The organism is Psychrobacter sp. NPDC077938, assembly GCF_044542635.1.
GTDB lineage: Bacteria > Pseudomonadota > Gammaproteobacteria > Pseudomonadales > Moraxellaceae > Psychrobacter.
Window position 1 is genome coordinate 15,747 of sequence record NZ_JBITUW010000004.1, and the last position, 24,973, is coordinate 40,719.

The 24,973-nt window shown below is 43.6% G+C and carries 16 protein-coding genes and 1 tRNA gene; 9 read left to right on the forward strand and 8 right to left on the reverse strand.

Annotation, left to right across the window (positions count from 1 at the left end; translation table 11 throughout):
• Positions 1 to 60 precede the first annotated feature (60 nt).
• The 6 genes from ACIGBM_RS08015 to ACIGBM_RS08040 all read left to right on the forward strand — a co-directional run bounded on the left by ACIGBM_RS08015 (position 61) and on the right by ACIGBM_RS08040 (position 9,592).
• A complete protein-coding gene (locus tag ACIGBM_RS08015; RefSeq protein WP_379544552.1) occupies positions 61 to 663 on the forward strand; it encodes a GNAT family N-acetyltransferase in 603 nt (200 codons plus the stop codon).
• On the forward strand, positions 663 to 2,162 hold the full coding sequence (locus ACIGBM_RS08020) for an MFS transporter (protein ID WP_379544551.1): 1,500 nt from the start codon (positions 663 to 665) through the stop codon (positions 2,160 to 2,162). Before ACIGBM_RS08015 ends, ACIGBM_RS08020 begins: the two co-directional genes overlap by 1 nt.
• A 119-nt stretch (positions 2,163 to 2,281) precedes the next feature.
• The gene (locus ACIGBM_RS08025) at positions 2,282 to 4,237 is read left to right on the forward strand and encodes an IucA/IucC family protein (RefSeq protein WP_379544550.1); all 1,956 of its coding nucleotides are present in this window, start codon (positions 2,282 to 2,284) and stop codon (positions 4,235 to 4,237) included.
• 4 nt (positions 4,238 to 4,241) lie between these two features.
• On the forward strand, positions 4,242 to 6,326 hold the full coding sequence (locus tag ACIGBM_RS08030; RefSeq protein ID WP_379544549.1) for an IucA/IucC family protein: 2,085 nt from the start codon (positions 4,242 to 4,244) through the stop codon (positions 6,324 to 6,326).
• 28 nt (positions 6,327 to 6,354) lie between these two features.
• Positions 6,355 to 6,996: an RraA family protein gene (locus tag ACIGBM_RS08035; protein ID WP_397477374.1), complete on the forward strand. Its 642-nt coding sequence runs from the start codon at positions 6,355 to 6,357 to the stop codon at positions 6,994 to 6,996.
• A gap of 208 nt (positions 6,997 to 7,204) precedes the next feature.
• On the forward strand, positions 7,205 to 9,592 hold the full coding sequence (locus ACIGBM_RS08040) for a TonB-dependent receptor (protein WP_397477375.1): 2,388 nt from the start codon (positions 7,205 to 7,207) through the stop codon (positions 9,590 to 9,592).
• A gap of 189 nt (positions 9,593 to 9,781) precedes the next feature.
• Here the strand turns inward: ACIGBM_RS08040 and ACIGBM_RS08045 are convergent.
• From ACIGBM_RS08045 to ACIGBM_RS08075, 7 genes are all read right to left on the reverse strand, one after another.
• Positions 9,782 to 9,858: transfer RNA gene (locus ACIGBM_RS08045), tRNA-Ile, on the reverse strand.
• 95 nt (positions 9,859 to 9,953) lie between these two features.
• A complete protein-coding gene (locus tag ACIGBM_RS08050) occupies positions 9,954 to 10,766 on the reverse strand; it encodes a pteridine reductase (protein ID WP_397477376.1) in 813 nt (270 codons plus the stop codon).
• 37 nt (positions 10,767 to 10,803) lie between these two features.
• Entirely contained in the window at positions 10,804 to 11,985 is a 1,182-nt protein-coding gene (locus ACIGBM_RS08055; protein ID WP_397477377.1) for a tRNA nucleotidyltransferase, read from the reverse strand.
• A 172-nt stretch (positions 11,986 to 12,157) separates the two neighbouring features.
• Positions 12,158 to 14,476, reverse strand: coding sequence for an NADP-dependent malic enzyme (locus tag ACIGBM_RS08060; protein WP_160021186.1), 2,319 nt, complete (start codon positions 14,474 to 14,476; stop codon positions 12,158 to 12,160).
• Positions 14,477 to 14,858: 382 nt separating this feature from the next.
• On the reverse strand, positions 14,859 to 16,325 hold the full coding sequence (locus ACIGBM_RS08065; RefSeq protein ID WP_397477378.1) for a YdiU family protein: 1,467 nt from the start codon (positions 16,323 to 16,325) through the stop codon (positions 14,859 to 14,861).
• A gap of 335 nt (positions 16,326 to 16,660) precedes the next feature.
• Positions 16,661 to 17,839: a fatty acid desaturase gene (locus ACIGBM_RS08070; RefSeq protein ID WP_201568041.1), complete on the reverse strand. Its 1,179-nt coding sequence runs from the start codon at positions 17,837 to 17,839 to the stop codon at positions 16,661 to 16,663.
• A 471-nt stretch (positions 17,840 to 18,310) separates the two neighbouring features.
• Positions 18,311 to 19,039 (reverse strand): glycerophosphodiester phosphodiesterase, encoded by a 729-nt coding sequence (locus tag ACIGBM_RS08075; protein WP_397477379.1) that lies wholly within the window; start codon positions 19,037 to 19,039, stop codon positions 18,311 to 18,313.
• A 330-nt stretch (positions 19,040 to 19,369) separates the two neighbouring features.
• On the opposite strand from ACIGBM_RS08075, the gene ACIGBM_RS08080 reads away from it, so the two are divergent.
• Positions 19,370 to 20,308, forward strand: a complete 939-nt coding sequence (locus tag ACIGBM_RS08080; RefSeq protein ID WP_397477380.1) for a hypothetical protein — start codon at positions 19,370 to 19,372, stop codon at positions 20,306 to 20,308.
• Between the two features lie 131 nt (positions 20,309 to 20,439).
• Here the strand turns inward: ACIGBM_RS08080 and ACIGBM_RS08085 are convergent, their stop codons facing one another.
• The gene (locus ACIGBM_RS08085; RefSeq protein WP_179798902.1) at positions 20,440 to 21,036 is read right to left on the reverse strand and encodes a cob(I)yrinic acid a,c-diamide adenosyltransferase; all 597 of its coding nucleotides are present in this window, start codon (positions 21,034 to 21,036) and stop codon (positions 20,440 to 20,442) included.
• A gap of 231 nt (positions 21,037 to 21,267) precedes the next feature.
• Here ACIGBM_RS08085 and cysS point away from each other — a divergent pair, with 231 nt between their 5' ends.
• Both cysS and ACIGBM_RS08095 read left to right on the forward strand, forming a co-directional pair.
• Positions 21,268 to 22,728, forward strand: coding sequence for a cysteine--tRNA ligase (gene cysS, locus ACIGBM_RS08090; RefSeq protein ID WP_397477381.1), 1,461 nt, complete (start codon positions 21,268 to 21,270; stop codon positions 22,726 to 22,728).
• A 153-nt stretch (positions 22,729 to 22,881) separates the two neighbouring features.
• Positions 22,882 to 24,867: a mechanosensitive ion channel family protein gene (locus ACIGBM_RS08095; protein WP_397477382.1), complete on the forward strand. Its 1,986-nt coding sequence runs from the start codon at positions 22,882 to 22,884 to the stop codon at positions 24,865 to 24,867.
• Positions 24,868 to 24,973 lie beyond the last annotated feature (106 nt).

The window sequence follows — 24,973 nt, forward strand, 5'->3', positions numbered from 1 at the left end:
TAATAGAAACGATATTAGAGAATATTAATCATCTAACAAAATAATAACTAGGAGCAAGTCATGCCGACTATCACCCAAAACCTACCCGATACCTTTAGCATTGAAGCTTATCAAAAGACGTTTGCGTTGAGACCTGTCAGCTACCCAGATGATATGCCATTGCTGTATAAATGGATGCATGCTGAGCATGTGGTCGATCAGTGGCAGCTACATCTCCCGATGCCGCAGCTAAAAACCCATTTTGAAAAAATGCTGGCCGATGACCATCAGCGTCTCTACCTTATAATTTGTGATGATAAGCCGATTGGTTATACAGAGATTTATGAGACGGCTCGTGACCGGTTATCTCATTATTACAAAGCCAAAGAGACGGACATGGGCTGGCATATTTTGCTTGGTGATCCAGCGGTGGTTGGCAAAGGCTATCTAAAGCCAACAGGTATGATGATCAGCAAGTTTATATTTGAGCATACTGAGGCCAAAAAAATCGTGGTCGAGCCGGATAGTAAGGTTGAGGTGTATCAATGGATTGCTGATAGCTTCGCTTATAGAGTACAACGTCTGATTGAGATGCCAGAAAAAACCGCCTCATTATATTTTTGCAATCGCGATGAGTTTCTAGAATCTAGAGGTTATCTCAATTTCTATGGTGCCACTGCTTAATGAGCAACGCCCCTATAAATAAAGCCCCTATAAATAAGGCATCTACAAATGAGTCTCCTATAAACGAAGCCTCGAATAGTAGTAGTAATAGCTTGACCGATAAGCAAGTACAGCAGGTATTACTGACACTATTACTCGGCGGTACAGTGGTCAGCTTTAGTAATAGTGCACTTAATCCAGCGATTCCTGTCTTTATGTCGGTGTTTGATGTCGATATCGTGATGGGCGGCTGGGTGCTAAATGCTTATGTATTGGCCATGAGTGTGGGGTTGATGCTAAGCGGCTACTTAAACAAAAAGTTTCCGTTTAAGCATGTTTATTTGGCGGCAATTTTTGGATTTATGCTGGGCTCAGTCATTGGCATGCTGGCGTCTAGCATGAGCTTTGTCATCTTTGCCAGAGCCATACAAGGACTGAGTGGCGGTCTGATTATCCCGCTGTCTATTGGTATGCTATATCAGATTTATCCGCAGCAGCAGCACGGTAGAGTAATGGCACTATGGGGCATTGTTATTATGATGTCGTTGGCGTTTGGCCCTTTGGTCGGTGCTTACTTGGTTGAGCAGTTTGCGTGGTGGACACTGTTTGCCATTACCTTGCCACTCAGTGCAGCGGTCATGGCGTTGGTGTGGCGATTGATACCTGACATACGCTCACATGATAAAAAAAGCCCTTTCGATACCATCGGGTTTGTCAGTTTGCTTATTTGGCTGCTTGCGATGATGGTTTGGCTGAGCACGCTGAAGATAGACTTCACTGGCCGGCTACTAAGCAGTGATGGCTTATTAAAGATAGCCACTTTAGGTTTATTGTCTGTCGGATTTTTACTGTCCGCGATGGCTTGGTGGGCATATGAGCGGCGGCAGAAATATCCATTATTAAACGTGCGCTTATTTAACAATAAAACCTATTTGCACAGTAATATCATTAGCATTACTCAAACAGTCGGTTTGATGCTGTGTCTCTTACTATTACCCGTGTTGATCCAAGATGTGATGGGCGAGAGTGCTTTATGGACAGGCATTGTCCTGATGGTCGCGACGCTTGTAGCCAGTGTCACCACCCATTACGCTGGCAAGATGGTAGATAAGCAAGGTGCCAGAGGTATTGGCATCGTAGGAATTGCGATTAGTGCACTGTCTACCTTGATGCTGGCATGGTGCTTGTATCAGCCTACGCTTTGGCTATTAATGCTAATTATGAGTGTACGAGGTATTGGGGTAGGTTTGGCGTATCTGCCAACCACAACAGTAGGATTTAGCAGCTTACCCAAAGACGCGGTCACTGAGGGAGCCGCCCTTAATAATATCAGTCGCCGCATCATCTCTACTATATTTATCACGCTGTCTACCCTTTATATAGGCAGTCGAAGTGCGCAGTTATTGGCAGCAGGTAGTAGTGACGGCATGGCAAGCGCGATCCAAGAAATACTGGTGGTCATCGCGGTGATTTTATTATTCACAATCCCTTCAGCGTGCAAATTACCACGATCCTCATAAAAAATACCCCGTATCGGGGTTTACTTTAACTTGCTAACGTAAATAATTATCATTCGCTTTAAATGTATCTAAATTCATAATTTTATTTGATTCAATTTTCAGACAGGAAGCTTATATCTATGCCCAATCATCTAGTAAACCCTACCAAAAACAGTAATGGCAATCATAGTACTGACGTCACTTATGCGACCAAACCGTGGCAAGCACCTATTGATTCTAAAATCATGGCACGCGCTGAGCAACGGGTGATCAAGCAATTGCTACAAGCATTACTATATGAAAATATTATTGATTTTGAATCTGAAAGTGCGAACACCGCTAATAGTGCTGATAGTGAGACTCTGCTGAATTTTGTCATACAAGCAAGTGATGATGTTAGTTATACCGCGCAAGGCTATATTCATTACAGTTTTGACATCATTCGTTTGAATGAGCTGAATGTACAGCGAGTGGTTAACGGTGTTGCCCAAGATGCCATTCTTGAGCATGTAATCAGTGATATCTTGCTTAATATTGAGGGTGCGGAGCTAAAAGACAGCTTTATCAAAGAGCTGCGTCACACCTTAGTGAACGAAACACAATCTCAGATACTGGCTTCTAATATACCTATGCCTATTGATATGCTCACTTATGAGCAACTCGAAGGCTATTTGACGGCAGGTCATCCTTATCATCCGTGTTTTAAGTCTCGTATTGGTTTTGATTTGCAAGATAACTATGACTATGGCCCAGAGTTTGATCAAAACATCGGTGTGGTGTGGTTAGCGGTCAAAAAACAGCTACTAGTGAGCAATACCACTACTGACATCGATATCAATGAATGGGTGAAAGATTATGTAGGTGCGGATGAGTTTTCTGCACTCAATGCCAAACTCACAGAAGTACTTACAATCACAAATAAGCAAGACGAAGGTACAGCTAGTCATGAAGTAGACGAGACGGCTAATAATTATTGCCTTATACCTGCGCATCCTTGGCAATGGCAAAACACCTTGATTCAAGCGTTACAGCCATTGCTTGCCACGCAAGAAGTTATCTACTTAGGTAGTGCAGGTCATCAGTACCGCGCTCAGCAGTCTATTCGCTCATTGACGATGCTTGGTAATAGCGATGACAATGGTAACAATGACACTATTAATGATAAAGCCTACTTAAAGCTGAGTATGCATTTGATTAATACCTCAAGCACGCGAATACTAGCAAAGCATACTGTGATGAATGCGGCAGTTGTCACCACTTGGTTGAATCAACTGATTGCAGACGACAAGACGGCCCAAGCATTACCCATTGCATTTTTAGGTGAGACCGTTGGCGTTAGTTTAGACCATGAGGCGTTACGCACACGTGGCTATCAGCATCCAAATATGTATGGCGGGCTGGCTGCGATTTGGCGAGAAAACGTCAGTCAGCATCTATCAAAAGGGCAAACAGCATTCCCGCTCAATGGTGTCAGTTATATCAATGCTGATGGCTCGCATCTGATAACACCTTGGCTTGATAAATATGGCGTAGAGACATGGATTGCGCAGTTGATTAAGGTTACTGTCACCCCTTTACTACATATCTTATTTGGTTATGGTGTGGCACTAGAGTGCCATGCGCAAAACATCGTCTTGGTACATGAAGATGGCTATCCCATCAAGATATTATTAAAAGACTTGCATGACGGGGTTCGTTATTCACCCGCGCATTTGACTCAACAACACTTACGTCCAGACTTTTATAGCTTGCCGCCTGCTCATGCTGCCTTAAATAGAGGCTCATTCATCGAGACCGAAGATACCGATGGCATTCGGGACATGACGGTTGCTTGCTTATTCTTTGTGGCGTTGTCAGATATTGCGATTTTTATGCAGACGCATTATCACTATTCTGAAATGGCGTTTTGGCAACAGGTTGCTGACTGCGTGACCGACTATCAAACCTCTCATCCAGAGCATCAAGTACGGTTCGACTTGTTTGATGTATTCGCTGAACAAACTCGCATTGAGTCACTGGCTAAGCGCCGATTATTCGGAGATAAAGCATTCCCGATTAAATACATCAATAACCCACTGTTTAAAAGTCAGGGGTAAGACGATGCATACCTTATTTCCTGTGCAAATTTATGTACCAAAAAACCACCTTGATGCAAACCCTGAGCCAGATGTCGAGGCTATTCAATGGTCGCTGATTAGTCATTTAGTAGAGTGTTTCTTATTAGAGCAGTGGGTGGATGAGCACCTTATTCAAGTGACAACCATCGCTGAGTATTTAGAAAACTATCAGACGACTCAAGCTCAAGACGCGCATCAGTTTTTAGAATCACTACTTTTAGAGTCACTGCCACAGCAGTATCAAGATTTTTTTGACCAAGACAACACGTTAATGGTGATGCAGGTTGACCAAGAGAGGCAGTTATTACTATTGGTAGAGCCTGCTTATGCGTCACCGTGGCGATTGTCTAAATCCTGTCTGCCTGTCATACATAACCTTAATAGCAAGCGTCATGTAGATAACGTTTTGCTAGAGCCAGTAAGCTCAGCACAGCAATTGTTAGACATCTTTTTATCAATGATGGATGGTGCCAGCTTATCTGATATCGGTGTCTTAAAGCTAAAAGAGAGCTTAGAGGCTTCTTTTATAGCTCAGCAACAGTCATCGCTGGCAAACATCACAACGGCAGTTTGTCAGTATGCGCATTGGCATCAAACCTTGATTGCGGCGGAGCAGTGGGCATCACTCATGGATCGTCCGTTTCATCCACTGGCAAAAGGTAAGTTAGGATTTACGGAAATAGAATACAAACGTTATATGGCAGAGTTTAATCAGCCTATCAAGCTGGTATGGGTCGCCATTGCCAATAGCCATATCATGGTGGCAGAGCATGTTAAAAACACAGCAACGCAAAATCCAGCGACTTATCTTTTGGACACTACGCAGCAGCAGAGTTTGATGCGAGAGCTAGACGATAAAGGTATTGCAGATACCCATATTGCGATGCCCGTACATCCTTGGCAAATGATTCATGTAGTTGATGACATATATGCCGACGATCTTGCCAGTGGCACAGTTATCGCCCTCAAATTTGATGCGCTTATCACTTATGCCAGCTCATCCATGCGCAGTATGTTGATTGATACGGATACGCCCAATAGCATTAAGCTGCCTATAGGTGTATACGCATTGAACTCAAAGCGCTACTTACCAGCTCTCAAGTTGATCAATGGTGAAAAAAACCAAGCCATATTGATGCAGGCAAGAACGTTAGACCCGGTACTATTAGCACAGCTACGGTTGTGGGATGAGCGCCTATGGTGGGGTTATATGTCTCCGTCTCATTTGCATGATAAAAGCGCTATTAACCCTTATTTCTATCAAGAAAAACCCACGCATCTAGGCGCGATGCTACGCCAACTACCAGCAGATCTGTGTGACGATACGATTCGACTATTACCGATGGCAAGCTTGGGTATGTTGGTCTACAAACAAGGTGTTAGCCATCACATTTTTGACGGGATTGTTCAGAATAGCACACAGCATAGTAGCCAAAACAGTGCTCAAGACAGCTTTCAAGAAGGCTCGCCACAGAATAAAAAACCCGCTGTCATAGCGTGTTTTAAAAATCTTTGTGATGTGTTTTTGGGTACGATGCTGCGATGCTTACGCCTAGGGTTTGCGCCTGAGATGCACGGGCAAAATATTGTTATCGTATTAAAAGACAATCATTTTACCAGTCTGTTATTACGTGACCATGATTCCGTACGTATTTATCTACCATGGCTGGCACGTCATCACATATTAGATCCTGAATATCTGAGCCCGCCAGATTTTAAAAACCGTCTATATCGAGAGGCGCCGCAAGCGCTGATATTTTATCTACAGTCGCTAGGGTTACTGGTTAATCTTCGAGCGATTATCGAGTCATTGGTTGAGCACTATCATATTAATGAAGATACGCTGTGGCACAAGGCAATGATAAGTATCGAGGAATCCTTAGTAACTATCAATTTTGATGATGATCAACGTCAGGTACTTCGTGATGAGCTATTGAACACTTCACATTATCCGCATAAAACATTGCTATTGCCGGTGATTGCCCGTGGTTCTGACCCTCATGGCAGTATGCCCGCTGGAGAAAGTAAAACGATCAATCCGTTCAAGCGTGTCAAGAACAGTGGTTAAAATTATGAAATACCATAATGAGAACATAATGAATGACATCGATATTCACGACCTTATAGACAGTTATAAAGAGATAGGTACCTCAACCATAGGTCATCTGACGGAAGAGGGGTATTTACCAGATATCAAAGCACTGAATCCATGCCCGGCTACTATAGTCGGCCGAGTGTTGACGGTGCAACTAACCTCTGACAACACGGATGTGATCAACCAAGCATTGATTCAAGCAGCGCCCAATGATGTGTTATGTATTGATGCTCAGGTATTGGGTGTCAAAGCATGTTGGGGATCACTGCGAACTTGCGCGGCTATTTATGAAAAGCTGTCCGCGGTCATTGTCATTGGGCAGGCGACTGATTCGTTCCAAATTCAGCAGCTGGGCTTTCCTGTATTTTCACAAGGCATCAGTGCTGTGACTACGTCCAAAAGCAAACAGGCACAAGGAAGGTTAGCATCCGATATTGTCTATCGCTTTGGTAAACAGACTACGACGATTCGTTCAGGCGATATCGCTATTATGGATAATGACGGCGTATTTATATTGTCTGTTGATATAGCACAGCAGCTATTATCAGATTGCCAAAAAAAGCATAAAGAGGATGAGGTAAAGTTTCAGATGTTTTTTGAGGCTTATCGTAACAACGAGCTAAATAAACTATTCAGTGATTAATGAAATTATCAGAGTTCAAATAGTCAACCATATCTGAAAACAGTACAAATAAACGCTTACTACCAAAGTATAAATACATATAGAAATAAAAACGATTATCATTTACAATACAATTCACAAAGTTAGTACACACTGTATTATTAGCTAAATATTACTCATATCACTGTTTATTTATCCAACTAAGTGAAATAACCTAAGTGAAATCATTATGAAAAGCCATCATCAAGTTGCTCTATCTGTTCTTACCCTTTGTATTAGTCAGCAATTATATGCACAAAACAATGTCAATGAAGCGGATGCCGTATTAGATGCACAGACCTCAGCGGAACTGGCTTCAAGTACTGTGTCTGATGAGACTCCCAATGTGACTTTAGACACTATCAATGTCACTGCTAAAGCCAGAACGGGCACGGCGCTGGCACAGAAAATTAGCGAGATGCCAGCAGTCACCCAAGTAATTACTGAAAACGAGATTCAGATGCAGGCAACGGGTGACCGTACCACTGGTGATATCTTGGCACAATTGATACCGAGTCTGGGTGCCAGCAGCGGCTCAACCAGTAACTACGGTACGACCATGCACGGACGCCCTGTACAGTTCTTGTTGAATGGTGTGCCTTTAAGCAGTTCACGTAGTCTTTCACGCGAGCTCAATAGTATCGATCCTGCGCAGCTTGAGCGGGTAGAGGTGCTCTCAGGTGCCACCAGTATCTACGGTGCTGGTGCAGCAGGTGGCCTGATTAACCTTGTGACCAAATCTTTGGTAGGGTATGGACCTATCAGACAGACTAGAGTTGGTGTCAGTAGCAGTCGTAATTTTGAGTCAGACTCATTGGGTTATCACGTAGGGCAAACCTTAGGATATGGCGGCGAGCGAGTGTATGGTCGCCTAGATGTTGATTATGATAATAAAGGCGGCAAGTTTGATAGCAAAGGCAATCGAATCAGCCCAGATGTCAACCAAACGGACCAACAAGATACCGAATCGCTAAGTGTGAATGGTAGCTTGGGTGTAGAGCTCACTGACAGCCAACGTCTTGATCTTGCAGTGACTTACTACAAAGATGAACAAGACACCGACTACGGCCCAGATTATGGTGATGGTTTGGCAGTGTTATTTGGCGCAAAACCTTCCTTAAAAGCTATCGATGGTGCCAACGTAGAAAATGAGCCATATACCGAAAAAAGCTCAGTAAATTTGAGCTATAGCGACGATGATTTTGTAGGCTCAGGGTCTAGCTTAAGCTTGACGGGTTACTACCGAGATGAGAAAGGCCGTTTTTACCCTTCTGGTAAAACTGCAGGAGACCAAGCGACTGAAGTATGGCAAGACAATGGTCTAACTGATACAGCCACACTGAAGAAACTGGCAAGTGCTGCAACATTTGTCACTCAATCAGAAGCTGATATCGAAGTAATGGGCTTACGTGCCGCCATGCAAACCGAGACGGAAGTCGCAGGCAAAAAGACTCTACTTAGCTACGGTGCTGATTTCGAACGCGAAAACAGTGAGCAAACTTACTACGGTCAAGACCTAAATACGTTTCTTGCTAGTAATGGCTTAAGCGCCCAAACCAATGGACTTACCTATAATGGTGGACCAGATACCACCATCGATAAATGGGGCGCTTTTGTCAATGCAGATGTAGATATAACTGACAAGTGGCATACCAGTGCTGGTGTGCGTTATCAAAATCTAAAGTCAGAGACTGATACCTTTACGCCCATCTATGAGCAACTGCTTGAAGAGTATTTTAATAGTTCTGCTATCAGTGGAACAAGTGCAGCTTATGGCATTGACTATCAAGCAGGCGACGTAGAAAAAGGCAGCACAGATCACGACAAAACCTTGTTCAATCTCGGTACTAGCTATCAATTAACCCCAAATGATCAAATATTTGCTAATTTTTCACAAGGGTTTACCACAGCGGATATCCAGCGTGCGCTGCGTGATGTGCGTGCAGGGTTTGTGGTCAACTCAGACAACGTACAACCGATCGCGATCAATAACTACGAGTTTGGCTGGCAAGGCAAACATGGCGATACAGCAGCACGCTTGAGTGGTTTTTATAACGAATCAGATAAAGTTGTGCGCTTTACTGACAGCTATACCGTAGAAGTTGTCGATACCGATGAGCGTGTATATGGGGTAGAAGGGTCGCTTAGTCATGATATCAGTGATAAATGGCAAGTAGGCGGTAGTGTGGCGTACACTCGTGGTCAGTATGACAAAGATGGCGATTGGCTAGAGCTCGATGCAGTACGTCTAACACCGCTAAAAGGTACGGCATTTGCTCAGTATAACTTCGATGAAGGCAGCAATATTCGCCTGCAAGCATTGGCAATCGGCGGTGATGATAAAGCCTTTAAAGACCAACAACAAGACCCTGACTCTAGTGCCTTACCTGTCACTGGTTATATGACCCTTGATGTATTAGGGCAAGTAAATATGCCAGTCGGCCGAGTAGATTATGGCGTTTATAACTTGCTTAATAAAGACTATCTAACGGTCTATCATCAAACCACATTTGGTGATTTAAACCGCTTACCTGCATCAGGAACGACTTATGGCTTAAGCTATACCGTTGATTACTAAAAAGCGCCACACATAAAAAAACCCTTCAGGCTATGTAAATTTAGCGTGAAGGGTTTTTTTTATGTCTATATTTTAGATAATTGCTTTTGGCTAAATACCAATTATTATTCGCTGCACTGTTCATAATATTTCTAAAATTGCATAAAAAAAGGCTTGCCGCATCGCTGCGAACAAGCCTGATTTAATATATGGTGGGCCCAGTAGGACTTGAACCTACGACCAAAGGATTATGAGTCCTCTGCTCTAACCAACTGAGCTATGGGCCCTAACGTTAGACGCACAATGATACCTGATTTTTTTAATTTTTCAAGTAAAAGATAGGCAGTAATCAAGATATTTTTTATTGAGCCATATTTCCGTATTACAGGTGACCACCAGCTATGGTTAGACTACGACCTCCATCCACGGTGATGATCTCTCCTGTGACATAATTTGCCTGCACAAGATACAGTACGCTATGAGCAATCTCATCAGGTTGGCCTATACGCCGCATAGGAATAGCATCGATGATACTTCGTTGTTGCTCGTTATTAATAGCTTGGTCGCTAGTAGGGTCAGGTAAAATGTTGACTCCAGGAGCAACCCCGTTGACCCTTACTTGAGGTGCCATTTCTAGCGCTAGCGACTGTACCATCATTCGATGCGCAGCCTTTGCCATATTGTAGACGGTATAGTTGTTAAACGGTCTATCATGCGCGTGTATGTCCAACAAACTGATAATACAGCCTTGTTGCTGCTTTAGATAAGGTAGTAGGGCTTGGCTTAGTAATAAAGGGGCCTTGGCATTGGTCAAAAGCAACTCATCCCACTGTGCATGATTAATACTACCGAGTGGACTAGGATAAAACCGCGACGCATTATGCACCAGTACATCAAGCTGGCCAAACGCCTCTACGATATTTTTAACAAAGCTGTCTAAAGCCGCCCCATCGTTGACTATCGTTAAATCAGCAACGATAACTTTTGCACTATTAGCACGGACGTCGTTCAGATGGTCAGCTAAGTTATTAGCGTCTTGTACACTACGATGACAATGAATAATGACGCGGTAACCTTGCCTATGAGCCGCTTTAACAATAGCCGCCCCAATACGCCTAGCACTACCTGTCACAAGCATCACTGGCGCTTGGTTATTCATATTTTCTGTTTGGCAGGCATTAAGTTCTTGGTTCATAGCAATACTACTTTTTTCTCTAGTGTGCTTGTCTATATCACTCTTGCGCTTGCAAGTGTTCAATCCTGCTCTGGCGTAAGGCTGCACCAATAGCGGGGCCTTTCAGGTCTGGCGCAATGTCAGTCATGCCGACAGCGTGAAAGCTATCTAGTGCTAGCATCATTTGGCGATGCTGTGTTGCTAGCTGTAACACATGACTGCACACGAGCAATTGAGAGAGCTTATCAGGCTCCTTATGCGCACCGCAGGCTTGGATTAGATCGATTTTTTCAGCCGCATTTAGACTGTTTATTGTGCTTAGTTTTTCAGCTTGCTGAGCGAATAAAGTTGCGAACTGAGTATGTGTTTTTGGGACTTTAGCTTTATTACCGATAGCGTTAATATTTTTTATAGCGGTTGATACGTTAAACGTAGACTCAGAGTTTTCGCTATTAAATAATGATGAAGACAGGCTAGTCATTAGTAGCGCCCAACGCTGTGACAAGTTTAGACGCATTTGGCCTGCAAAATATAATGCTGTCTGCGCTGTTTCTCTTATTTGGATATTGTCCCAAGCATGATGCAATGGCGCGAAATACTCTATGAGCGCACCAATTTCAAACAGTTTTTGCCAATAGACTTGCGGTGATAGTTGCATAGTCGCACGGCTCGATTCCTGCCAAATACGTTCGGCGCTTAAATGAGCCAGCTCTCCTATATCGACCAATTGACGCATCAGCGTTAAAGTGTCATCCGCGATGGTAAACCCTAAATCGTAGTAACGACTATAGAAACGCACTGTTCGAAGTACACGTAATGGGTCTTCATTAAAAGCATTAGACACATGACGTAATGTCTTGCTTTCTAAGTCTTGTAGTCCGCCATAGTAGTCGATGACCTGTCCGTCAATAGGGGTGTCGTCAGTTAAGCTGGTAACCTCAATTGCCATCGCGTTGATGGTTAAATCACGACGGCGCAAATCATCTTCTAGACTAACATCAGGGCTGGTATGTACGCTAAAACCTTTGTAGCCTGAGCCTTGCTTGCGCTCTGTGCGTGCCAATGCATATTCTTCATGACTGGTCGGATGCAAAAACACAGGAAAGTCAGCGCCCACTTGTTGAAACCCTGCATCAATCATCTCTTCAACAGTAGCGCCAACGACGACAAAGTCCTTGTCCTTGATAGGACGCTTAAGCAGTCGATCGCGTACAGCGCCGCCCACAAGGTAAATTTGCATAGAAGCCTCTTATTATTATTGAGTTTTATATCGCTAGCTCAATTTTTATAAATCAAAAAAACAGCCAATGCTTTATAAGTTGCATTGACTGGTTTTAGTATAGCAGAAGGGCTCTGTCAATGGATGACAGAGCCCTTTTGAACCACATATTCATACAGTGTATGACGTGCGATTACTTCTCGTTTTCTAGATCTTGCGCTTCAGTAACGGTCAATGCAGTCATGTTGACGATACCACGTGCTGTCGCTGATGGCGTCAAAATGTGGACTGGCTTATTGGTACCCAATAAGATAGGGCCAATAGAAGCACTGCCAGTCGCTGTTTTAAGCAGGTTGAAAGCGATGTTTGATGCATCAAGGGTTGGCAAGATAAGTAAGTTCGCTGCACCTTTTAACGGGCTTGATGGCATATCGTTTAGACGAATATTTTCGTTAAGCGCGGCATCACCTTGCATTTCGCCTTCAAATTCAAAGTCGACGTTCATATTGGTCAATAGCTCATGAACCTTACGCATTTTGACAGCGCTGGCACGATCTGAAGCACCAAAGTTAGAATGAGACACTAGCGCGACGCGTGGCGTGATACCAAAGCGACGTAATTGATCTGTTGCCAAGACAGTCATTTCAGCCAATTGCTCAGCTGTTGGGTCTTCATGGACATAAGTATCAGCGATAAAGATATTACGATCTTGCATGAGTACCGCATTCATCGCATAGAAATCATTCATACCTTGCTTTTTGCCAATGACACTTTCAACGTATTTTAGATGCAATTGGTAATGGCCAAATGTACCACATACCATGCCATCTGCTGCACCGTTTTCGACCAGCAAAGAACCAATCAAAGTCGTCTTACGGCGAACATCACGACGAGCAAGCTCAATGCTTACACCGCGGCGTTTGTTCTTCTCGTAGTAGCCCTGCCAGTAGTCTTTGTAGCGAGGATCGTCATCAACGTTGACGATGGTAATGTTCTCGCCAGCTTTTAGACGTAGGCCTAGCTTTTTGATATTGGCTTCGATAACTGAAGGACGACCAACCAAGATAGGTTGTGCTAGCTTCTCATCAACGACGACTTGCACAGCAAGCAAGATGTTGTTGTCTTCACCTTCACAGTACACAATACGTTTTGGATCGGCTTTAGCACGAGCAAAGATTGGCTTCATCACAAACGCAGAGTTATAAACAAACTCAGACAGACGCTGACGATAGGCTTGCATGTCATCGATCGGTAGCGTGGCAACGCCTGAATCCATCGCTGCTTTGGCCACAGCTGATGCGATTTCAATGATTAGATTTGGCTCTAGAGGGCCTGGAATTAAGTAGTCACGACCAAAGCTCTGCATCTTTTCGATGTTTCTAGCGCTAGTAGTTGGAGTAGCTTCAACGTGTGCCATCGCAGCGATTGCTTTTACGCAGGCAACTTTCATCTCTTCGTTAACAGTGGTTGCACCAACATCCAATGCACCGCGGAAGATATACGGGAAGCATAGCGCGTTGTTTACTTGGTTTGGATAGTCTGAACGACCCGTTGCCATGATGACGTCTGGACGTACCGCATGGGCCAATTCTGGCATGATTTCAGGTGTTGGGTTGGCAAGTGCAAAGACGATAGGGTCTTTTGCCATACGGCGAACCATATCTTCTGATAGTGTACCGGGCATTGATAGGCCTAGGAACATATCGACATCGTCCATGACTTCTTCGATAGAAGTAGCCGTGATATCACGAGCATAGCGCTGTTTGGTTTCATCAAGGTTTTCACGGCTAGTACTGATGATACCGCGTGAGTCTGAAACAATAATATTGTTCTTATTAACGCCAAGTGCGCAAATGATATCTAGGCAAGAAATAGCTGCTGCGCCTGCGCCTGAACAAACAATTTTAATCTCTTCGATTTTTTTGCCAGTAATCAACAAAGCATTTAGCATGGCTGCAGCAACGATGATTGACGTACCATGTTGATCATCATGGAACACAGGAATGTTCATGCGCTCACGTAGTACGCGCTCGATTTTGAAACATTCTGGGGCTTTGATGTCTTCTAAGTTGATACCACCAAAGGTAGGCTCAAGCGAGGCAACCGCTTCGATGAACTTATCTGGATCATTTTGAGCAATTTCAATATCAAAAACGTCGATACCTGCGAACTTCTTAAATAGAACGCCTTTACCTTCCATGACTGGCTTCGATGCCAATGGACCGATATTACCCAGACCCAATACAGCAGTACCGTTAGTGATAACACCAACTAGGTTGTTACGTGCCGTGTATTTGGACGCAAGTTTTGGATCTCTTTGGATCTCAAGACAAGGTACAGCAACGCCTGGAGAGTAGGCGAGTGCTAAATCACGTTGGTTGGCTAGCTGCTTAGTAGGGGTTACCGAAATTTTACCTGGGCGTGGAAACTCATGGTAATGTAAGGCAGCTTGTTCAAACTGCTCTTTTTCTGTACTGAGGTTATCCGTATTCGAAGTGGTATCGTCATTCATAATAATTGCCATGGTTGGAATAAATTGGAATAAATTAAATGGTGATAAAAAACAACGTCTGACCCTCCAAAAATCATTGAATGATAATAATTGGAAGGTATAAAAACGTTAAACGACTCACGACCATCAGAATCATGGTCGACGATCAAAGATCAGGTCAAAAAAGCAAACTAGCTGAAATATTCATTCTAGCATTATTGCCAATTCACTGCCTAGTCAACAACGGTGAATTGTGCGAATAATATAATAAAATGATATTCGTTATTTATCTCGTTGATAATGCCAAAAAATGCAGCTAGATATCAACCTTAATTTCATAATGTTTCAAAATATTACAGAATTGAAAGGTGCTAAGACGAGCCACTACTAAGATGAGCAGCTACTAAGACGAGCAACTAATAGGCATCTGCGGTGTATCAGGCGCAGGCGCACTGCTATCTAAATCATTAGCGATATCTTGCACGCTATAAGGATTGGCTAATAATCGAAACACGCGATCAACTTCTTCAAACTGACCTTGCTCTGCGGCAGTAATCGCACGCTGCGCCATGCTATTACGAAGGACATAAACAGGATTGTTGGTCTGCATGTCATCAACTGCCTGCTCAAGTGGCAGCTGCTCGATGCTTGCAAGATAACGTGTTGACCAGTCTTGCCATACTTGCTGTGCATTACTGCTTAATTCAGTGGTCATAGTAGCCAGTAGTTTTTGTTCATAAGGATGATCTGCTGGTGCGACCAAACCGAGTAGGGCGCGGAAGCTATTGGTATAGTCGAGCAAGTTGTCTTCTAATAGCGTCAACCATTCAAAAGCCAAGCTGAGACTTTCTCTTTGATGCGGTAAGCCAAGCTTACGGCACAGACCTTGCTGATAGTGCTGCATAAAGGTTGCTTCGTAAGGCGCTAAGCAATCAGAAAGGGTCTCACGAGTGACGCCTTCTAGGCGCATAAAGTGTGGCAGCCAAACGTTTAGGTTCCAATGCCCGATAGCAGGCTGATTCTGATAAGCGTAGCGACCCGTATGGTCTGAGTGATTATTAATCCATGCAGGATTGAAGCGCTCCATAAAGCCAAACGGCCCGAAGTCCAAAGTACTGCCTGTGATAGATAAGTTATCTGTGTTCATGACACCGTGAGCGAAGCCAATCAATTGCCAATCAGCAATCATACGCGCCGTACGCTCAACCACTGCGGTCAAGAAAGCTAAGACAGGTGTTTCGCTATCGCGGCACTCTGGATAATAAGTGTCAATCATATGGTCAGTGAACTCACCCAGTACATCAGGGGCAAAGCTGGCAATCCATTCGACATGACCTAAACGAATATGACTGTCAGCCACACGCATCAACGCTGCACCTGCTTCAATACGCTCACGGCGCACTCTCGTATCCGATACCACAAACCCCAAAGCGTTAGATGAGGGGATGCCAAGCTTCGTCAATGCATGACCGCACAGGTATTCGCGAATAGTACTACGTAAGACTGCTCGTCCATCACCCATGCGTGAATAGGGCGTCAAGCCAGCACCTTTAAGATGCAAGTCTTGTGGCTGTCCATCAATATCGAGTACCTGCGCCATCAATAAACCGCGTCCGTCGCCCAATTGCCCAGCCCATTGTCCAAACTGGTGACCAGCGTAGGCCATCGATAGTGGTTTAAATTCAGCTGGTACGTATTGACCACCTAATATCTCAACCCAATTAGTCATCAGGTCCTCGTCGTTTGTCCAGCCTAACTGCTGAGCAACTTGAGTGTTGAAGTGACCGACACGAGGATTGTCTAGTGGCGTCGGTGGCTGCTCATGATAAAGGCGCGTGTCTAGGTTGACGTAAGTGTTTTGATAACGCATACAGGCCGTTTCCATTAAAATATAAAAGTGAGAATGTCACTATAGCATAGCTCTCATATGGCATCGTTGCACTCTGTCCATCTCTTGTAATATCTGACCAAAAAATAAAATTATCTGTCTTTAAGTAATTGAATGTGATGAACGAGATTGTTATTGCTTGTAGGTTGAATCTGGCAATGGCTCAGTCAATGTATTTGACCATTTATTATGATAATAAGGTCGTTAGAAGTAGCTGTAGTGACATAAGCGATAAATTATAAGCAAAAAAATCCCCCTATCTAGGACGGATAGGGGGATGGAGAAGCTTCAAAATTATAAAACTAATCAGAGATTAATTAAGCAGCTTTTTCGTTCGCGCCGATAGAGCGGAAAGCGGTTTTTAGATTGCTGTTATGCTCAAGGATTTTTTGTTCAATTTTGGCATAATCGTGCTTTAACTTATCATCAACTTCATGCAAACGATCAGCAAACTCTGTTTTCTTAAGCTCGATAGTTTTTGCTTTTAGCGCTTGCCATTCTTCAACAGTCTGCGTAAAGGCATCATATTCAAACTTAATACGGTCTTGGAAGCTCTTCATCGCATGAGGAAGATCAATGCCGCTTACTGCTGCTGTATCGATTTGCTGCTGAGCCTTCTTAAACTGCATTTGTACTTCTGCATGTTTGATAGTCGTATCATCAACAGTACGCAGCTCAGAAGTCAAACCAAGTTTTGATAAACCAGCAATTAACCATTTGGTTGGGTCATATTGCCACCATTTCACGCCATTACGATAGTCGTATTGGAAGAAGTGATGGTAGTTATGATAACCCTCACCCCACGTAAAGATAGCCAAGAAGAAGTTATCACGAGCACTATTGGTATCCGTATAAGGACGTGTACCAAACATGTGGCAGAACGAGTTGATAAAGAACGTAAAGTGATGCGTCAATACCAAACGTAGTAGGCCTGCGATAACCAACGTACCCCAAACATCACCAAGCAACCAACCGATAGCGGCAACCATACCAACGTTCATGGCAACTACCCATAGACCGTAGTATTTATGCTGAATCTGTAAGACTCTATCTTTAGTCAAATCAGGAATGTTTTTGTAGTCGAACTTGCCGCTAGGGTAGTTACGTAGCATCCAGCCAATATGACTGAACCAGAATCCACGCTGTGCTGAATACGGATCATCCAAACGATCATCTACATGACGATGATGAGTACGGTGACCAGAAACCCAATCAAACGCAGAACCCTGTACCGCTAGGGTAGAACCAAGCAATAAAAAGTTTCTGACAATTGGATGCGCTTTGTAAGCACGATGCGCCATTAGACGATGGTAACCTGCCGTAATGCTGATACCAGTCCATACCATAAAGGCACCAAATACACCCCAAACAGGTGCGCTCACTTCATGAGTGAACAAGTACCATGGCGTAATGATAGCAGCAGCAATCGGCGTCGCTACCAAAATAGTCGCCGGAATCCAGTTGATCGGTGCTTTGGTAAATTCAAACTCGCGCATATCAATGCTTTGCTCTTGCGCAGAAAGATCCGCTTGCTCAGAAGCTTTAGCATAATTGCGTTTTGCAACAGGCTGCTCATCAAGCGCCATTTGCGCTTTTTTCTCATCAAAACGAGTCTTAAAACGCGTTACTTGAGTGCTGGCGGTCTTTACAAGCGTGTCACCAGATTTGATAGCGAAACGTAAGCCTTTAAGCGGTAAGCCAAGTGCTTTTTTTGCAATCATATAATATCCCTAACGGTATTAATTTAAGCCACCATAGTACCTTAAAAAGCGTGTAAAGTGAACACTTATACACTATAAAAATATTGCTAAATAACAATAACTTGTATGGATTATAGAATGTATTGGTCAAAAATACGAGTGACTTATCAGACATGAAGGAGAAGTGTAACAAGGAGGGTAGATATGTAGGAAAGAATGCGTTTATCGAAAAAATGATTAAATATCAAAAAAGTACGGATAACTTGGTTAAGGTAACAGCAAATGACTTGGAAAATCCGTAATGATGACATCGGTCTGCCATTTGATGAGCTGCTCAATGGTGGGAATATCATTAACCGTCCAAGCACTTACTGGTAATCCATAACGGTGGCTATGCTTGATGACAGCTTGGGTCAAAAGCGGATAATGAATGCCCAGTTGAATACAGCCGAGTTGCAATGCGGTATTGGTCGCGCTTGCCAACGCTTCTGGCGTACGAATAAGCAAGCCGCGAGGCATATGAGATAATAGTCTGTGACGTTGCAAACGGTTGTGTAACTCGACATCGAAGCTCGTCAATACAACTGGTAAGTTGGCAAGGGATGTATTAATAAATGCCTGCCGAAGCGCTGCAATCAATACTGTATAGTTGGTACGGCTATGCGTCTTAATCTCAAGTTCAATAACGTTAAACCCACTGAGCGCAGGCGCTATGCTTGCCAATGTCATAATAGGTTGGCCAAACTGCAACTGGCATTGGATTTCTGTCAGTTTCAACTGATCAATGCGTGATTGTCGCCCGCACATACGCTCTAGATCGTCATCATGGAATACGATTAAGTGACCGTCAGCGTTTAGTTGTATATCAAACTCTACGCCTGCTAAGCCTCTTGACTTGAGGTTTTGAGAGTATTGAAAGCCTGAAAAGGTATTTTCTAACGCCTCACCGCGTGCGCCTCGATGACCTAGTAATAACGTATCTCTAAAATTTATCATATGCACCAATCATCGATGATTTTTATGCCCAATCATATAGCGTCATATCAACGGCGTCTAACGAAAACTGCGATGCAATCCGTACTTTTTTAAATATGACTTCTTAGAGTCCAAATCTGCCAATGTTTGTTATGTTTTTGCAACCAAACGCAGGTTTTTTTCACAATGAGGGGCACTATTTGTATATCCATGGGCTACACTAATGACCATTTGATTTAAACACCGTATAATGATGTGGTTTTCATATCTGTAGCAGCTAGCGTTGCATTTGAATGTTGAACACTGTCAGTCAGTGGCGGTACGAACCTGTAAATTGGGAGTAGAGTTAGTATGAGCGTAGCAAATATAAGTTTGAGCAAGTGGCATAAAGTTGCTGGGATTGGATTGGTATGTGGTTTAGCGCTTGCAGGCTGTGATCGCTCAGATAAAGAAGACACTACTGAGCAGGCAGAGCTAACAGAACAAGAGACTGTCGATGCTGAAAATAGCGTTGCACCTGCGATCAGCTGTGATGATCCTATGGTGCAAGATCGCCTTAAGTCAGCTCTAAAAAATACGCTCAATCAACAAGCACAGTCATTGGCTGCCAACTATGCAAATGATGCTGAAATCAGTTTAGCCAATGGTGTGGTTAGCGAAAAAACCAATGGCGTTGTCATTGATGTCCAAAACGCTGCTATCTTGCAACAAGCCAATGAGAACGGCATGACCACTTGTCAAGCAAGTGTCAGCATGACGCTACCAAGTGAAGACTTGTATCAAGCCAGTCAGGTACAAGCAGCCAATAATCAGCCAAGTCTACAATCGCGTTTAGCGCAAGACAATATCCGTATCAATAACAATATGCTCGTTGACGACGCGTTCACTTACATCGTCGGTACTCAAGGCGGTCAAGTGCGTACGCGTATTGCAGGTCAGCCTGCTTTGATTACTGTTGTTGCAGATGTGATGGCAGGTTCTGTCTTTAAAACTGCAATGGATGAGCAACGCGCCCAACGTGCTGCTGAGCGCCGTGCAACGCAGAACAACGATACGGCTCAAACAGCGCCAATCCGTCAGCCAAGAACCGTAACGCCAGTTGAGCCAATTCGTCCAACTGAACCTACGCCGCCGCCAACCATTAATAAACCTGCTGAAAGTCAGAGCAGTTCGACTGCAAACACCCAAGCAGCTGCTGTCGAGCCTAGCAAGCCAGCCACACCAAAAGCCGTACCTAAAGATGAAACCATCGATATGGTCATCATTGAAGATAACAGCGCGACTTATTAATTTACCATTGTAATAAGAGATAGCGATATCCAGTAGAGCGAATTGCTATCGCTGAATAATAAAAACCCCGCAACAATCGTGTCGCGGGGTTTTTTGTGTTTAAGTATTTATTGTCAAATACTTAGTTTGTATTATTGACTGTCAGTGAACGTTTTCAATGCTTGACTGTCCCACAACACCTCAGAGACTTTTTCTGGGTCTGTACAGAAGCGTGCAGCGACAAACAACCAATCAGATAAGCGGTTTATAAAGCTGACGGCAGTACGACGAATCGCTTGTGGACGCTGCTGTTGCAATATCACAGCTTGACGTTCAGCGCGGCGACATACACTACGCGCCACGTGTAACTGACTGACCAATATAGAACCTGTCGGCAGAATAAAATCTTTTAACGGTGGCAATGTGGCATTCATCATATCTATTTGCTGCTCTAACCATTCAATATGAGTGGCATTAACTCCTTCATACTCTGGCATAGCAAGCTCGCCGCCTATATTGAATAACAGGTGCTGAATGATGACCAAGGCTTCAGAGAACTCTTTCTCTATAGATTGCCCTTTATTGTGCTTTAGTTGCGCACGTACCAAGCCAATATGCGAGTTGAGCTCGTCGATGTCACCCATGACGCTAAATAGATCGTCCGCTTTGCTAAGGCGGCTGCCATCAGCCATACCAGTGCTGCCGTCATCTCCAGTACGTGTGTATATTTTGCTTAAGCGATTGCCCATCTTTACATCCTTAACGGTTTTTATGATTGAATAGCGTTAGTTGCACGCTCATTGTAGTATTTTACGCCTGTTTTCGCTAAGATAATGGGTTACGTTTTATATCACGACATTTTTGGTCTGAATTTTTTATTTTCTTGATTTATAGTTACAGTCGTTGGTATGGCTTATTCATACACGGCGGCTGAGATTTTCCATTTCTCTATTTTATTTACGTTACAAGGCTTTTTTACTATGACCACACCACTTGCAGATGCGATTTCCCAACTTGCCATTTACGATTCATTGACTGGCAGCAAGCGTCAGTTTGTACCACTCAAAGCAGGGCAGGTTGGTATGTATGTGTGCGGCATGACCGTTTATGACTATTGTCATATTGGTCATGCGCGAGTGATGGTCGGTTTTGATATGGCCGTTCGTTGGTTGGCACGTTTGGGTTATGACGTGAACTATGTACGTAATATCACTGATATCGATGATAAAATCATTGCTCGTGCCGCTGAAAACGGTGAAGAGATTGGTACATTGACGCAGCGTTTCATTGAGGCAATGCATGAAGACGCGACTGCCCTTGGTTGTGAGATGCCAAATGCTGAGCCACGTGCGACTGATCATATCGATGACATGCAGGATATGATTGAGACGCTAGTCACTGGCAACTATGCGTATGCAGGCGACAACGGTGACGTCTACTATGCTGTTGATAGCTTTGACGGTTATGGCAAATTATCTAAGCGTAATCTGGACGATATGCAAGCAGGTTCGCGAGTCGAAGTTGAGAATGATAAACGTAATCCATTTGACTTTGTACTATGGAAATCTGCAAAACCTGACGAGCCGCAGTGGGCATCACCATGGGGTCAAGGGCGTCCAGGCTGGCATATTGAATGTTCAGCGATGTCAACTAAGTGCTTAGGTAGTACCTTTGATATTCATGGCGGTGGTCATGACTTACAGTTCCCGCATCATGAAAACGAAATCGCGCAGTCTGAGGCAGCGACTGGTTGCGAGTATGCTCGTAACTGGATGCATGTTGGTTTTATCAATGTCGATGGCGAAAAGATGTCTAAATCATTAGGTAACTTTTTTACCATTCGCGATGTCATGGCAAAGTACTTACCTGAGACGGTGCGTTTCTTCTTATTATCGAGCCATTATCGTAGCCAAGTTAACTTCTCTGATAGCGCATTGGATGAAGCACATAATAGCCTAAGCAGATTATACAATGCACTAAAATTGGCTGAGCAGCAAAAAGGACAATCAATCGTAATCAATGAAGACTTAGTGGTTGAAGCTTATAATAGCGCGGTTGGACAAGACTTCATCAAGGCGATGAATGACGACTTTAATAGCTCGACGGCTATCAGCGTCTTATTCGGATTGGCTCGTGATATCAACAAAGCCATTAAAGCGGAAGACGTCGATACCGCATGGCAATTAGCCCAGCAACTAAAAGCATTGGCTCAGGTATTAAATATTTTACAGCAGCCAGTGCAGCAGTTTTTGCAAGCAGTGATCGGTGATCAAGCAGAAGATGGTCTAACGGATGCGGTTATTGATAATTTAATCATCGAACGTGCAGAGTCTAAAGCCAACAAAAACTTTGCCCGTGCTGATGAGATACGTGAGCAACTAAAAGAGGCGGGTATTGAGCTCGAAGATAGCCGTGCTGGCACCACATGGCGCCGCGCTTAAAATAATTTTTGCCGTTTATAGGGTAAATAGCTACAAATCTCGTAATAAATTAAGTCAGCTTTAGGCTGGCTTTTTTTTGCTTACTGAATTAGGTTAAAGCAGCACCGATATATTTTTTATACTTCCCTTTCGTAGACTGATGGCTTTGAAAACATGAATACTCTTAAAGACAACCCTATGGACAAGCATTGTGCCGTTTTGCGCTCAGATGATAATCATCAAGTAGAGGTAGAGAAAAATCGTTTTCAAAGTCATGTGCTGCAAGTATTGTTGGGCTTTTTCATTGCCGCTATAAGTGTGATCTATGTACCTGTTTACGCAGCAATTAATGAAAATGGACAGAGTACGAGCGAGCCGGAAAAACAAACGCCTAGTAAGCCTGATAGTTTTTCTGAATATGCAGCCCAGCAAGTCAATGCACTTAAAGATGAGAGTGTCAGCATTTCTGGTATCACTGAAGAGATCTTTGATCCTACTGAGCGTAACGCAGTAGAGCAGGCAGGCAGGCTACAAGGTGATACGGCACTGACCGGAGAATATAGTGAGAGCTACTATATACTCGATAAGCTAAATGCTGGGTTGCCGCCGTTATCTGAGCCACCTAATTTAGAAACACCGCTTGCAGCCTTAGAGTTTTTTCAATCAGCGTTAATGAAGCAGCAGTATGATTTGGCCGCTTACGCGCTAAACATGAATTTGATTGATGAAAAAAGTCAACGTAGCCGTGCGCTTGATCTCACAAAACGACTGGATTTCTTATTATCTGAAAAAGAGCTTTATGTATTCGACGATATGCCAGATCGTCCTGATGGCTTAATTGAACCACCGCTTGGTAATAATAGCAGTGTCATGGGTATTGCTAGACGTTCTATTCAGCTTGGCTATGTTGACTATCGCGAGCGCCGTGTTCCTATCTATTTGCAGCGAGTACGAGTAGGAGATGAAGCACCTGTCTGGGTGTTTTCGGCGCAGACAGTAGGCAATATCGATAATCTCTATGAACAGTATCATCCAGCTGAGTTCGAGCGTTATTTGCCTACTTGGTTAAAGCTAAAGTTTTTTGGAATTGCGCTATGGGAATTCTCAGCGCTGATATTGTTCTTTTTATTAACCATGGGTATGGGTTGGCTACTGAGTAAAGGTACTGGAAAAATCATCAATCATTATATCGATGATGAAAAATACAGCATGCACGTTGGCAGCACTAATGGTGTCGCCGATTTGGTTAACAAACTAACAGTACCACTAACCTTTACCATCAGTTTTTCACTGGTTTTTACCTTAGTTTCTGGTGGTTTTCCTTATTTAGATGCAGTCGCCTCATCTACTCGTCCACTTATTTGGATTGGACTGGTATTTAGTACTATGTGGTTGGGTATTCGTATCATTAACTTTTTTGCCAATCGCTATCAAGACATGCAGATTGAGAATTTAGCTGCAGAGCATTTCGATAAAGAACGTCGCCGCCGTACCTATGTATCGATATTTCGCCGTGTCTTTATTTTTGTAATGATTTTGGGAAGCTTCTGGATAGGTCTTAGTGAATTTGCCAATATGGAAGGCCTTGGCAAGACGTTACTGACTTCAGCGGGTATTGCAGGTGTGGTTATCGGTATTGCAGCACAGCCAATATTAGGGAATATCATCGCTGGTGTGCAAGTAGCGGTGACACAGCCAGTGCGGATTGGTGATAGTGTGATAATGGATGGTAATTTTAGTACGGTGGAAGACCTGCGTTACACGTATGCAGTGTTAAAAACATGGGATGAGCGTCGCTTGATCGTGCCGATGCGCGAACTAATCACTGAACGAGTGGAGAATTGGTCACATACGGAAGTACATCAGACCTGTCCTGTGTTTTTGTATATCGATTATGGCGCAGATATCGACGCTATCCGAGAGGCGTTTATATCGATGGTCAAGGACAATAAGCTTTGGGATAATAAAACGGAACCCGAAATGTATGTGGTTGATGTGACTGAGAATACGATCCAGCTGCGCGGCGCTGTTTCATCGGTAGGGCCTATAGAAGCATGGACGCTGGCCTGTGAAATACGGGAGCAAATGCTTGGTTATTTGCATGCGCAGCAAAACAAATATCTACCTACAGAGCGTTTTACGTTAACAAAAGGCGACTAGAGATTGGGAATAGCGAGGGGCCTTGCGAACTTGAGTAGCTTTAAAAGCGAGTTATTAATGGTTTGAGACATGACTGACATCGATAAAGACGCACTTGTGTAAAATA